Source organism: Enterococcus malodoratus (assembly GCF_027659535.1).
Classification (GTDB): domain Bacteria; phylum Bacillota; class Bacilli; order Lactobacillales; family Enterococcaceae; genus Enterococcus_A; species Enterococcus_A malodoratus.
The window spans coordinates 129,031-141,329 of sequence record NZ_JAQDPG010000001.1; the positions used below are offsets into that span (position 1 = coordinate 129,031).

At 40.0% G+C, this 12,299-nt stretch carries 13 protein-coding genes; 5 read left to right on the forward strand and 8 right to left on the reverse strand.

Features of this window, described 5'->3' with window-relative positions:
- Positions 1-105: 105 nt before the first annotated feature.
- The 4 genes from PGP85_RS00670 to PGP85_RS00685 all read right to left on the reverse strand — a co-directional run bounded on the left by PGP85_RS00670 (position 106) and on the right by PGP85_RS00685 (position 1,663).
- On the reverse strand, positions 106-723 hold the full coding sequence (locus tag PGP85_RS00670) for a DUF2922 domain-containing protein (protein WP_010741884.1): 618 nt from the start codon (positions 721-723) through the stop codon (positions 106-108).
- A gap of 47 nt (positions 724-770) precedes the next feature.
- Positions 771-1,154, reverse strand: a complete 384-nt coding sequence (locus tag PGP85_RS00675; protein ID WP_010741885.1) for a hypothetical protein — start codon at positions 1,152-1,154, stop codon at positions 771-773.
- A gap of 67 nt (positions 1,155-1,221) precedes the next feature.
- Complete coding sequence (locus PGP85_RS00680) at positions 1,222-1,434, reverse strand: DUF2922 family protein (RefSeq protein WP_010741886.1); 213 nt, start codon at positions 1,432-1,434, stop codon at positions 1,222-1,224.
- A 22-nt stretch (positions 1,435-1,456) separates the two neighbouring features.
- Positions 1,457-1,663, reverse strand: coding sequence for a hypothetical protein (locus PGP85_RS00685; RefSeq protein WP_010741887.1), 207 nt, complete (start codon positions 1,661-1,663; stop codon positions 1,457-1,459).
- Between the two features lie 490 nt (positions 1,664-2,153).
- Here PGP85_RS00685 and PGP85_RS00690 point away from each other — a divergent pair, with 490 nt between their 5' ends.
- A complete protein-coding gene (locus tag PGP85_RS00690) occupies positions 2,154-3,530 on the forward strand; it encodes a C69 family dipeptidase (RefSeq protein ID WP_270325533.1) in 1,377 nt (458 codons plus the stop codon).
- Between the two features lie 465 nt (positions 3,531-3,995).
- Complete coding sequence (locus PGP85_RS00695) at positions 3,996-4,787, forward strand: DUF4931 domain-containing protein (protein WP_010741889.1); 792 nt, start codon at positions 3,996-3,998, stop codon at positions 4,785-4,787.
- A 163-nt stretch (positions 4,788-4,950) separates the two neighbouring features.
- Here the strand turns inward: PGP85_RS00695 and PGP85_RS00700 are convergent, their stop codons facing one another.
- Positions 4,951-6,252 (reverse strand): PTS sugar transporter subunit IIC, encoded by a 1,302-nt coding sequence (locus PGP85_RS00700; RefSeq protein WP_270325534.1) that lies wholly within the window; start codon positions 6,250-6,252, stop codon positions 4,951-4,953.
- A 12-nt stretch (positions 6,253-6,264) separates the two neighbouring features.
- Positions 6,265-6,882 (reverse strand): AAA family ATPase, encoded by a 618-nt coding sequence (locus PGP85_RS00705; protein ID WP_270325535.1) that lies wholly within the window; start codon positions 6,880-6,882, stop codon positions 6,265-6,267.
- Between the two features lie 39 nt (positions 6,883-6,921).
- Here PGP85_RS00705 and PGP85_RS00710 point away from each other — a divergent pair, with 39 nt between their 5' ends.
- The 3 genes from PGP85_RS00710 (at position 6,922) to PGP85_RS00720 (ending at position 9,736) form a co-directional block, all read left to right on the forward strand.
- On the forward strand, positions 6,922-7,614 hold the full coding sequence (locus tag PGP85_RS00710; RefSeq protein WP_270325536.1) for a MurR/RpiR family transcriptional regulator: 693 nt from the start codon (positions 6,922-6,924) through the stop codon (positions 7,612-7,614).
- Positions 7,615-8,115: 501 nt separating this feature from the next.
- Positions 8,116-8,892, forward strand: coding sequence for a hypothetical protein (locus PGP85_RS00715; RefSeq protein ID WP_270325537.1), 777 nt, complete (start codon positions 8,116-8,118; stop codon positions 8,890-8,892).
- Between the two features lie 295 nt (positions 8,893-9,187).
- Complete coding sequence (locus PGP85_RS00720) at positions 9,188-9,736, forward strand: hypothetical protein (protein WP_010741894.1); 549 nt, start codon at positions 9,188-9,190, stop codon at positions 9,734-9,736.
- Positions 9,737-9,870: 134 nt separating this feature from the next.
- Here PGP85_RS00720 and PGP85_RS00725 read toward each other — a convergent pair whose 3' ends face one another.
- Together PGP85_RS00725 and PGP85_RS00730 are read right to left on the reverse strand one after the other, a co-directional pair.
- Positions 9,871-11,418: a bifunctional metallophosphatase/5'-nucleotidase gene (locus PGP85_RS00725; RefSeq protein WP_270325538.1), complete on the reverse strand. Its 1,548-nt coding sequence runs from the start codon at positions 11,416-11,418 to the stop codon at positions 9,871-9,873.
- Between the two features lie 76 nt (positions 11,419-11,494).
- A complete protein-coding gene (locus tag PGP85_RS00730) occupies positions 11,495-12,298 on the reverse strand; it encodes a metallophosphoesterase family protein (RefSeq protein WP_270325539.1) in 804 nt (267 codons plus the stop codon).
- Position 12,299 lies beyond the last annotated feature (1 nt).

Consider the following 12,299-nt stretch of genomic DNA (forward strand, 5'->3'; position numbering starts at 1 on the left):
TGTAAATTTCTCCATCTATTATGGCTTCCGCTCACTCAAACTATAGCTGAAGAAGTGAGTGGAAGTAACCTACGCAAATGTATTTAATTTAGAGAAAGGCAGAATTTAGTTGGATGATTCTGGATCACGGGAATGAATATCCGGGTCGTCCTTGTTTCGATTCTTCTTTCTTCGAATCCATTGGAGAAAGCTTTTTCGTGTACGTGATTGTTTAACAGAATCAGGTTGTGTGACATCTTCTATAGGCTCGCTGACAGAATTGTCTTCTATTTTCGGAATGGCCGGTTCTCCGATTTGTGGTGTATTTATTAATAACGAAGGGTGTCTACTCGGTATTTCTGTGGGGCCTTCAAGCTTCTTTGCGATCGCATTTCTTGAAGGTTCGAATAAATAGTCGTAATTGTTTCCAGTTTTGACACGTGGCAACTCCGTTGGTTGTGCTGTTTTTACAGATGCTTTGCGCTGTTCGAGAGATTCATTTTTCTCGATTTTCGGATCGTTTTTCACATCAAAAATCTCAGTCTCTTTGGTTGTCACGATCTTCGCCGTCACTACGGAATCAAATAGTTTTACGCCGTTTTGTTCAAAAATATCTAAGCTGGTCAATAATTCGCAAGCCTCTTTGATCACTTGTGGCGGCAGATCGGCATTCACATCTTTATATGTCCAATCGTGTTCTTTGCCCAGACCGTTGGTAAATGTTGTCACTAAATCCTTTTTCATTTTTTTGCTTCCTTTCTTAAATTTTTATTTGCGCAGGTAAGTTAATCTCAAGGTTCATTTGTTTCGTCGGGGCGGGCAAAGGGTATCAATGAGCGGAAGAATGACATAGCCTTCTGACCAAAATTACGGACAGGAAACACTTTCGAATTCAACGCTCGCCATTCAGGTGCCATAAAGTAATCTTTGAAGTAATAGAAAAATCGCTTCATCGTGCGAGTCGCTTTTGTATGCATGAAAATTTCTCGGACAAGATCCTTTAGAATGTGGGCAAACTCCTCTGCACCGAGTTGATACCGTACTCGCAAGGTTAAGATATATTTGATTGTTAAGCTGCTGTTTTGTGTCTTGTAATAGTTTTCAGTAATTCTTTTTTCTAAGGTTTTTGATTTTAAGTTGAAAAGTTGTCGGTGAGACAAAGTTTGTTCATTCATGGGATTCTTATCCTCTCTTTCTTAGTTGGAGGAGGGCGGATGCGCCGCCGCTCCTCATTCACCTAGTTTAAAAAATAATTGTTTCTACCGTTTCTACATATTTCGCGCTAACGACTTCGTTAAAAAGTTTTTCGTCGTCCTTTTCAAATAGGTGAAGCAGGGTGAAGCGTTCTAAAATGCCTCGGATTTCTTCGGTTGATTTTCCTTCGCCAGGATCGGCATAGCTCCATGTTTGTGAGCGGCCAGCGCTGGTTTTAAAGATTGATACGATTTTTTTCATTTTTTGTTTTCCTTTCCATTAATTATTTAGTCACTCGCGATTGGCTAGTGATGATCACGCCATCAAGTAATGTGCCGTCTTTGTCTAAGTCCTTCATGATTTCGCCTAATTGGATGATTTCATTTTCATCTGGATCATCGACCACATTTGCGAAAGTGACCTTCTTTAATTTCTGTACCCCTAGTTGAGATAAGTGAACTTGTAATTTAGTGCCTAACTTTTGAATCATTTTAACGCCTCCATGTTTTGTATTTTTTGTTCCGGCCGGTGACTCAACGATAAAGCACAAAACAAAACTAGGTCAAAGTCGCGAAAATTGCATTTCGGGAACAAAATTGCAGGCTTTTTGTGCATTTATTTTTCAAAAACCTTGATTTCATCGGGTTTGTAAAAAAGAGAGAGGAGAAATGGCTGTATTTTTCACGGCGAAATGCAAGTTTGCCTAATTTGACATAGAGTACCTCTATGTGCATAGTAGATAAATATTGATATAGCAGTGTTCTTATTGAAAAGAGCGCACGATTTCCGAGAAAACAGCAGCAGAATTTTTCTGTAACTGATACCCAATTTAATCTTTTCTTAAGGGTTTTGAGAATACCGATAGGAGAAAAGATGGACAAAAAAACTGATCACAAGGCATTTCATCTAGTATAATGATTCAATACTCCTGACTAATGATTCTGCAGGAACGAGAATACGACGAACAGAGAGGAGAACAAATGAAGAGAAAGAATAAAGCTTGTACGACCCTATTAGTTGGGAAAAAGGCTGCCAGTGATGGTTCAACAATGATCGCGCGTATCGAGGACGGTTTTGAGAAGCCTAATCCGCAACATTTCGTTGTGGTTTCCCCAGAGCAGCAGCCCCGCCGCTATTGTTCTTCCATTACTTCATTCGAGCTTGAACTGCCGCAAAATCCCTTGCGCTATACATCTACTCCTGATTTGGATGATCGTTTCGGCATTTGGGCCGGTGGAGGGATCAATAGTCAGAATGTGGCCATGACAGCCTGCGAAACGATCACTAATAATGATCGGATATTGGCGATTGATCCGTTGGTTGATACTGGGATAGGTGAAGCGGATTTCATTACCTTGGTCTTACCATACATCCATTCTGCAAAAGAGGGCGTGCTGCGTTTAGGAAAGCTGATCGAAACGTACGGAACCTATGAAATAAATGGCATTGCGTTTTCAGACAGTGACGAGATCTGGTATTTAGAAACGATCGGAGGCCATCATTGGGCGGCGGTTAGAATTCCAGATGAGGCATTTGTCCTTGTGTCGAATCGTTTAGCGATCGATCACTTTGACTTTAATTCTCCAGACAATTTATCCGCCACGGGACTACAAGATTTGATTGAAAAACACCAGTTGAATCCAACGAATGATGAACTAAATTTGAGGGATATTTTTGGGACTTTTACAAATGGGGATCAGCGCTACAACAACCCTAGAGTTTGGTATATCCAGAAAGTCTTTTGTAAAAACAACTCGTCCCATCCTGAAGATCAGGACTTGCCATTCCTAGCGTATCGGGATAAAAAGCTGACTATTGAAGATGTTAGATGGGCTCTTAGCTCCCATTATCAAAATACCCCTTACGATCCTTACGGAGAAGGGGAGATGAGCGACAAATCACGCTACCGTTCCATTGCTTTGAATAGAAATGAAGAGACACATATTCTTCAGATCCGAAATAATGTTTCCAAAGAAATAGCGGCGATTCATTGGTTGGCCTTTGGACCGAATACGTTTAATACGCTGGTGCCTTTTTATGCAAATATCACTCAGACACCAACGATATTTAATGAGATTGGGAGCACATTTAAGGCGAATGACATCTATTGGTTGAGTAAGGCAGCGGCACTACTTGGGGATTCAAATTTCTCTCGGTTTGAAACTTTGAGGGATGAAACAGTCTCAGAAGCAATGATCGAATATAGGAAAATCCAATTAGCAACTGATTCATGCGAGGTGGAGGACGGTCAAATGATTCAAGACCATCTAGAAATCGCCAATAACAAAATGGCAGAGATTGCACTCACAAAGATGAATGAACTTTTGGGAGAAATGATAAAAAGATTGGGAAAATAGTTCATCATGTGATGGATACCGAAAAGGTTCCTAAGAAATTGATGGTTCCTTCAAACATTTTTCCCTCCAAAGTACTGTAGGATATTCGCAGAGAAGTAGTAGTGATGCAAATGAGAAGGCCTATTTAATGGGTCTAAAAATTTGTGATCGTGATTGTCGAAAATACAGAGGTAGAAAAAAAGTTAAATACTGAGCCACACTACGCAACTCAGAAATTGAGTTGCGTAGTTTTTTGAATATTAAAAGAACTTCCTAATCAAAAAAATCCTGTCAATGTAGGTCATGATAAAAAAGACAATATATTCAAATGGAAGAGATTCATTACATAGCAAAAAATGCTATCATGGGAAATAGTGATTGTTTGTTTTATTTAAGAAGCAAACACAGCTAGTTCATTTTGAAATTTCGTCGATATATTTGGCGCGTCACAATAATAAACAGGATTATATAAGGAGTTGCTTATTTATGGAAAATAAGAATGAGGAGCGGGCGTTGGTCTTTTTGCCGCAGGCTGCTAATGGGAAGCCTCAACATATGGGGGCTGAAAAAAATGGTTGTCCTTTTTGCGATTATGCAGAAGAGGAGAATATTTTAAGAAGAGAAAAAGAAATGCTGTGGATTCGCAATAAATACCAAACGCTGCAGGATACATTTCAGACGATTATTATTGAAAGTAATGACCATAATAAGGATATCTCCACTTATACAACAGCGGAAAATCGAGAATTATTCAACTTTGCATTTGAATGCTGGTTAGAAACGAAAAAAGATCCGCAGTTTGAATCTGTGCTGTTTTATAAAAATCATGGGCCGTTATCAGGCGGCAGTTTAAAGCACCCGCATATGCAAGTTGTAGGATTAAAAAAGCTTGATGGAGAAGCCCAGGTTCATGCTGATAACTTTACTGGGATAAGCGTTTTGTCGCAAGATAATGTGGAGATTAATTTCTCAACCATGCCTGTAATGGGATTTTTAGAAATCAATATTATTGTTGATGCGAAAGAGCCAACAGCTATCAATAGTTTGGCGGATTACGTACAAAAGACAGTTGGTTATGTATTGAAGGACTATCATCATGGCCGATGTGATAGCTACAATTTATTTTTCTTTGAAGAAGCAGGCAAGTACATCGTCAAATTAACTCCGCGTTTTATCGTATCGCCATACTATGTCGGATATAAAATAGCTCAAAATTTTTCTGAGGAGCATCTGCTGGCTTTGCGAGAAGAGTTTAGAGAAAGTTTGTTGGATGAGTAACGAATACGTTAAGAACTAAAAGATCAGAAACAGAGCTGCGTAATAGAGATTTAACGATGGCGGATTCGCTAGATAAATTGAAATAAGGTTAAGGCAAAGTTGTAGTTTTTACTTTGCTTTAACCTTTTCTCTTTTTGTTCGTTAATTCGTTATTAACAATGACTTATAGATCTTCATCCACAAGTTTTGTCTTATTATTTTCCATAACCTTGAAAAATGGATAGTAGATAACGGCGCTAACAAGGATCAATACTAAGCAGAATACTACATTTCGCCAATCCATACTTGAAAGATAGGCTTGCGCAAAGAAAGGAGTGAAGGAAGGATCGACAATCAATCCTACTCCAATCAGACCGATACTTTGAGCGAAATACGTCAGCAGCAAAGAAACAATGGGTGTTATCAAAAATGGAATTGCTAAAATCGGATTAAAAACAATCGGAAGTCCAAAGATTACTGGCTCGTTGATTGAGCAAATGCCTGGTATAAGCGACAGCTTTCCAATCGTTCGGTATTCCGATACTTTACTTCGCATCATTAAAATCACTAAACCCAATGTTCCACCAGCTCCACCTAAAACGGAGATCCGAAACATTTGTAAATTCATCAGGTGGGTCATGGTCTCACCGTTAGCCATTTGCTCAGCATTTAATCCCGTTTGGGCCATGCCTAGAGTGAAGACGATTGGAAAAATGATGGATGATCCGTTAATGCCGAATAGCCACAGGATATTTCCTAAGGTTACTATTAACAAGAATCCACCAAGACTTCCGGCGATATTAGTTGCGGGTGTCAAAACTTGCATCACGGTTTCTGGGAAAATCTTTTTTGTTGTTATTAGGAAAATCAGATTAATCCCATAAAAGAGAATGATATTCGTTAATAAGGGGACTAGCGTGTTGATAAAGGTCGCAACCATAGGCGGTACAGTATCGGGCAATTTTAATTTGATATTTTTCACTTCAAAGAATCGATTTACTTCAACCACTAGCAAACCAATAATGATTGCTACGAAAAGACCATTCGTCCCTAAATAATTTAAGTTGATACTGCCTTCGCTAACGGGTGTACATACCATTAGAAAAATGACTGACGCCACCATACCATTCATTGATGGATTGATCTTGTATTCGCTGGACAGAGAAAAAGCAATTCCGAAAACACTGATCAGCCCGATGATGCCCATGGTTAAATTGTATGGGGCTGTAATCAAATCATAATTCGCTACAGCAAAATCCTTCCAACCAGCCATAAATTTCATGAAAAAATTAGCTGTCTCCGGATTATAACGATCGATATTGATTGGCGGATTCGCAAAAATCAGAAAAAAGGATCCAATAACAATAAATGGCAAACCAAACATCATGCCGCTAGATATTGCTTTAAGATGGCGTTGATTCCCGATTTTTGCAGCAACTGGGCTGAGTACTTCATTAAGTTTCGTTATGATCGTAGAATTTTCCATGAGTATGACCTCCTATACTTGCCAAGGGTTAAAAACAAATGTACTTGGTACTACATGATCCGGGTCATATTTTTCTATGATTTTTTCATATTGCTCTTTATAGTCATTGTCGACTTTTGCTTGTGGGATGACTTTACTGGCTTCATGTAAGAAATGTTCTGAACCACGACCCATTTCCTGCCCGCGAGTTGTGTGTTTATCCAAGGCAATATCGGGTATCTCAGGCACATACCCCATAGCGAAACTCTTTATCACAATATTTTTGAGCAAATCGGACGAACGATCCTTTTCTGATCCGCACAAGTAACGAATAGCATGGAAGAAAAACATCGCGCGGTCGGATTCATTATACTGAAACTCTTTGCGCATCATATTCAAGTTATTAATCATAATGGCTGCCATCGCATTTCCCATACCTACATCTTCAACACTGATGGCCAATAAACGTCTCCATAATTTTTCTTCAAATTGCGGTGAGGTGATATACATTTCATAGGCAAACTCACAGGCAGCTTTTTCTTTTCCTCTCCGGACGGATTTCTGTAATGCTGAAATGACTTCATCACCTCGCAAGCCGTTGCGTGTAGTCATTTTTGCCCATGGGTCCTGAATAAAATTATTTTCTGTCATGATATAATACTCCTAACTAAAGAATTTGAGGTGGATCTTATGGATACTGAAACGCTAATTGATAAATATCAGTTGAATGATTCAGAAGCTGAGGTTTTGCGATTTATGGATAAAAATCGTGATTCGTTGAGAGATTTAGGAATTCGCGATGTAGCCAAAGCGTCTTATGTCTCAACTGCGACAATCGTCAATATGGCGAAAAAAATAGGTTATTCCGGTTATAGTGAATTGGTTTTTGCCTATGGCAGCAGACATTCAACGATCAGTCTCCCTAAGCATTTCTCAAATGAAGAAAGGGACGAATTTATCCGTTTACTATCTGATTATCGAAATAAACGGATTATGATCCTAGGATCAGGTTTCTCGCAAAATATCGCAAATCACTTTTCTGAAACACTTAATCTTTATGGTTTTCGTGCGACTGCCAACAGCCATCTGGAGTTCCTGCGAGAACGGGTTGAAAGGGATGTTCTGATTTTTATTATCTCTAATTCAGGCGACACTTTTCGTCTAGCTGAGCTTGCAAAAATGGCAAAAGATCACCATATTGATTTAATTGCTTTTGTCGGTGAAAAGAAATCGAGAATTGGACAGCTGGCAACATTAACAATTAGCACAGATACCTATACTCCACGGGTTCTATCGGAGTATCAGCCTAACCTTTTCTTTGGAACAACGTTGAATCAATTCGAGATATTATTAAGCGAAGCATTATCAGCTATCTTTGATTAGAAGAACGATGTGGCCACTGTTTCTTCAAGTCCTAGTATAAGTGCTGTACTTAGAAATGTAAGTGTTTACTAAGGGTTGTGAACATGTTTAGGGATTTACAAACCTGTTTACTGAATCAAGTGAACTAGGGGAAGGACTGAGGGCTCATTCTCTTATAACGTTAAAACAAAAAAGGAACTCCCAGATTGGAGAGTTCCCATTATGAAATATGTGTATAGGATAAGAGAAAAAGGGTTCATGACACTGACGGAAAAAAATAAGTTGCATTCAATGCCGACTGCGAATAGACTGAGAGAGGTTTTTCTCAAAACAATAAAAAGGGCTGCCAGTTACCGAAGCAACTGGCAAAATGAAAAAGATTTTTGGGTTGAGTATACTATAATAGATGGAACTTAATTGAACCTTAAATAGAAAAATGTCTATGATCAAGAATCTGACGATGGATTCTATTCATATATAGGCCATACCTAAAAAAACAATTTATACTTTGGAGGAATAACGATGAAAATAAGCAGTATTTTAGTGCTAGGGCTTGGTTCGGTATTACTATTATCCGGCTGCGGCTCTACGAAGGATAAAGGAGAAAGCACTCCTGTGAGTTCGACAGAAATCAAGGTATCCGTCACAGCAAAAAGTGACTCATCAACTTCAAAAACATCATCCGAGACATCTTCAAAAATATCATCAACTCCGTCCTCTGAAACAAAAGAGACGCAGAGTATGAGTCAGGAGGAAAGTATTGCCAGTAAGGGTGCTCGGTTGAGTGACAGTCAAAAAGCTCAAATTAATTTAGCTTTTCTTGATTGGGCAGGGCAGCGTGCCGCGATAGGAAATATGGCAGTTAGCGATTGGTTCTTTGATCATGGAGCAGCGGGGCATGGAGATTGGTATGCCAATACACCAGATGGTCAGGTCCAGGTTCAAAATTTTGATATGCCGGGAAAAAGAGCCTTTCCTATTCGGGCAATAGGCGGGTGTATCTTCTATACAGCGAAGGATGGCGGCGTCGGCAAACAAGAGCTTTATGCGGATTCTTTTGCCGCGAATTATTCTGTTAAGCTGGATAAGGATAAACCTGTAAGCAAATATTTGCTGGGGGATAATGGCGTGGTCTACGAGTTGAAAACCGGAAACGGAGTACCAGTAAGTACCAATACAGGATTTGGTGAATACGCGGATGATGGCACTCAAGGAAGTTATACACCGGATTTGGACTTTCAAATCTCAGAGGACAGTGCGGCGCAAGAAAAACTTCAGGAACTTATTCGAATTTATTAAACGAACCTGCTCATAAACTTTTTAGAAGTTTTTTGTCATAACCGTTCTTTTATTACCTATTTTCATTTTCTAAAACGGTAACGAATGACTCTCATTGAGAGATTCGTTGCCGTTTTTCTATTTAAACGGCCATCCTTCTTTCCCAACTAAATGTATGTGAAAAAAGACAGCGTTTTTGATATATTCAAATCGATAATTAAAAGGAAAAAGAATGAAATTTACCTAGATTAAAGGGAATGCTACTATTTTACATAGAAGGAAGAATAAAACTTTTAGAAGAGAAGGAGTAAGTCAATTGGATTACAAAAGATTATATGCTATTTATTGCAACGAAGAAGATAACAGCGGTTACATTTCAGGAAAGTACTATTTTTCACGAACGAAATACCTGCATATTACTGAATTGTACTTCGATCAATATCCTGACGATGATGTACCGATACAGGTGCTGCAAATCGCGAATATAGAGACATTTTCATGTAAATCAACAGCACAACGACAAATCAAGAAATATACTCTATGCACGAATATTGAGGATATAGAAAACTTAGTGGTGAGAGAATTAAGTTATAGAGAAATCGAACTGATTGATAGGTGTCGGAGGTTTATGGAGGGTCGCAAGAAGGCTCAATTGTACTTGAAACAATTCGAAAATAAAAATTTTGAATGCTCTGCTTGTGGAAATAAGGAAATATCGGAAATGATCGTGGGTGAAATGACCTATCAAGTGTTGGATGAACACGAAACAACCAGAGTTGACGTCCAGATACCGAAAGAGGTGAGTGTGTATTGTAATAAATGTGCAGCGAAGATTTATAGTGAGAATCAAGCGACTCCTGCGTAGTCCTGATGAAACAGATCAATAGTAAGTAGATAGTGTGGGGAGTTAGTTAAAAATAGTTGATGAATGCTTAAAAAAACGAGTCGGCTGTGTAATTTTGCCGCTCGTTTTTTTGTTATATAGCAGGAAACCCACAGCTACAAAATCACTTGAAAATTATGATTAGCTTCGGCTTTGATGATTGGATGTTCTTTTAGATAATCTGCGATTAGTTCGGTCATGTCGACTTGGATTTCTCGCACAATTTTATCAGCGCTGAACATATTGTAATTGCCGCCGCCGATTGCACGGTATTGATTGGTCACGACTTCAAGTTCTTGGTCAGTGGTGATGGGAAGGTTGTTGAAATTTAGTCTCGTTATTCGTTGTCCGGCGGGCCGGTTCATATCGATTGTGTAGTCAATTCCTTCGTACATATCGTAATTATAGTATTGTGGTTTGGGCTGGATAAAGGCCGGATTAAAGATGATTTTGCCATCCTCCACCGCCAAATAATTGGCGGTTTGCTCTAATGCATCACGCAGGTCTGCGCCGCTGGCTTTGATTACTGCCAAAGTATTTGGATAGATATAGTTTGTAATGACATCCCGCATAGTAATCGTCTGGCCAAACCCTTTTCCTTCATTATTAAAAAGTGCGGTGCCTGATATTGCGGCTCCACTGGCGAACAGCTGGACTCGATTGATAAATTCTACATAAGGATGTTCGATCAGGCGAGCCTGCATCGGATCATCAATCCGCATATCACCTTCAACTTGTCCTAATGTTTGATCAAGCCAATGTTCCAATTCTCTTTCCATAGGTTCAATCGCGCTGAGAATTTGGGGATCGGGCGCGACATCTTCAACAGAATGCAATGTCGCATGGCTGTCCGTGACAACGAACTGTTCGTCCTTTTTTTCGACGGTTAATTGAATTTCTCCGATATGATTGCCTTGGTAACCAGGCTGAACTACCGGAACGCCGTTGATTTTCGTCGCGATTGTTCGATGCTGGTGCCCAGTAAAAAGAGCGTCGATGCCCGCAACTTCCTGCAGCAATTGATAGCCTTCGTTTTCCCCAGTTAGCGCCTCGGTTGCTTCACCTGTTGCTAGATCCTTTTCAAATCCGCCGTGATAGCTTACTACGACTAAATCTGCTTGTTGCTTCAGGAGTGGTACGTATTTTTTGGCTGTCTTAACGATGCTTTCAAAGGTCATTCCTTTCAGTGTCTCTGGCTTTTCCCAATGTGGGATGTATTGGGTGGTGAGTCCTAATACCGCGATTTTTAATCCTGCTTTTTCGAGGATAGTATAGGCCTTACCAAAATAGGGATGCCCAGCTTGATTTAAAATATTCGCCGCTAGAACAGGCGCCTGATAATTTTTGATGGCCTCTTTTAAATAATCAAGCCCATAGTTAAACTCATGATTGCCAATGAGCTGAACATCGTAATTTATCAAATTAATCAGGTTTGTCAGTTCTTTCGCCGAGTGCTGTTCTTTGGCGAGATAATAGCTCAGAGGGGAGCCCTGAATAAAGTCGCCGTTTTCGATTGCAATCACAGGCCCATCTGCTTGCGCCCGCAATTCGTTTAATTTAGCAGCAGCCTTAGCCGCACCGATGGGCAAGTCTGCTTTGCCGGAATAGGTGGTTGGATATACGTACCCGTGCATATCGCTCGTTTCCAGAAGAGTAATGATCACTCTCGTTTCTCCTCCTTTTTGAATCGTTTTTTTGATAGTGAAGAGACCGATGCATCAAGCCAATCGGTCTCTTTTTTTATTTACTCATATCGAGGGTTTTTAGAACATGGCCCGGCATAAAGTTCTCGGATGTCTGTCGAGTCACTCTGCCATTTTTGAGCTGATAGAGATTGTACCCGTGGCGTTCTTCAAAACGAACGAGGCCATCGCCTTCATCCTCGCCAACAAAGGACATGCTGGAGACGGTGAAATAGGGGATGCCATTAATCTCATCACTGAAGGTGTGATGAGTATGTCCATTTAGAATACAACGAATATCATAGGGAACGAGCAATTCTAAGAATCGTTCGGTTCCCGGCCATTTAGGCATCGCACTTTGTTGCGCCAGCAGGTGATGGTGGGTCACTAAAATAATCGGCTGATTTTTCTCTTGTTCCAAGGCGTGTTCCAGCCAGTGGAATTGCTGTTGGTCAACGATTCCATCGGCATAGCCGTAACTAGAATTATCAAAGGAAATCACGCTGAACTCAGGATATTTCACGATCCGATTGTAAGGAGCAGAGGAAGCCGCTTCTTGACACCAGCCAACATGAAAATGCTCTTTGATATCATGATTGCCTAAAGTGACAATAATTTCCGTATCGCCCAGTGCCTTTTTCAGCCAGTCCTTCAAATAGCGATAATCGTCGATTTCTCCATCCTCAGTCAAATCCCCGCTGATGATCACAAGATCAAGAGCGGTTTGGCTTTGCAAATGGGTCAAGCACTCACCTAAGGGAATGAGAGGATTCTGCATTTTCGCCAACATGCCTTTATAGCCCTCGTCACAGGCTTCATATTCTCTGCGAAAATGAATATCTGATATATGCAATATGTTCATA

Bases quoted from the DNA above. Each gene is read 5' to 3' on its own strand.
- PGP85_RS00690 (WP_270325533.1), top strand. From the start codon at position 2,154: ATGAAGAGAAAGAATAAAGCTTGTACGACCCTATTAGTTGGGAAAAAG.
- PGP85_RS00715 (WP_270325537.1), top strand. From the start codon at position 8,116: ATGAAAATAAGCAGTATTTTAGTGCTAGGGCTTGGTTCGGTATTACTA.
- PGP85_RS00700 (WP_270325534.1), bottom strand. From the start codon at position 6,252: ATGGAAAATTCTACGATCATAACGAAACTTAATGAAGTACTCAGCCCA.
- PGP85_RS00675 (WP_010741885.1), bottom strand. From the start codon at position 1,154: ATGAATGAACAAACTTTGTCTCACCGACAACTTTTCAACTTAAAATCA.
- PGP85_RS00695 (WP_010741889.1), top strand. From the start codon at position 3,996: ATGGAAAATAAGAATGAGGAGCGGGCGTTGGTCTTTTTGCCGCAGGCT.
- PGP85_RS00705 (WP_270325535.1), bottom strand. From the start codon at position 6,882: ATGACAGAAAATAATTTTATTCAGGACCCATGGGCAAAAATGACTACA.
- PGP85_RS00730 (WP_270325539.1), bottom strand. From the start codon at position 12,298: ATGAACATATTGCATATATCAGATATTCATTTTCGCAGAGAATATGAA.
- PGP85_RS00680 (WP_010741886.1), bottom strand. From the start codon at position 1,434: ATGAAAAAAATCGTATCAATCTTTAAAACCAGCGCTGGCCGCTCACAA.
- PGP85_RS00710 (WP_270325536.1), top strand. From the start codon at position 6,922: ATGGATACTGAAACGCTAATTGATAAATATCAGTTGAATGATTCAGAA.
- PGP85_RS00670 (WP_010741884.1), bottom strand. From the start codon at position 723: ATGAAAAAGGATTTAGTGACAACATTTACCAACGGTCTGGGCAAAGAA.
- PGP85_RS00685 (WP_010741887.1), bottom strand. From the start codon at position 1,663: ATGATTCAAAAGTTAGGCACTAAATTACAAGTTCACTTATCTCAACTA.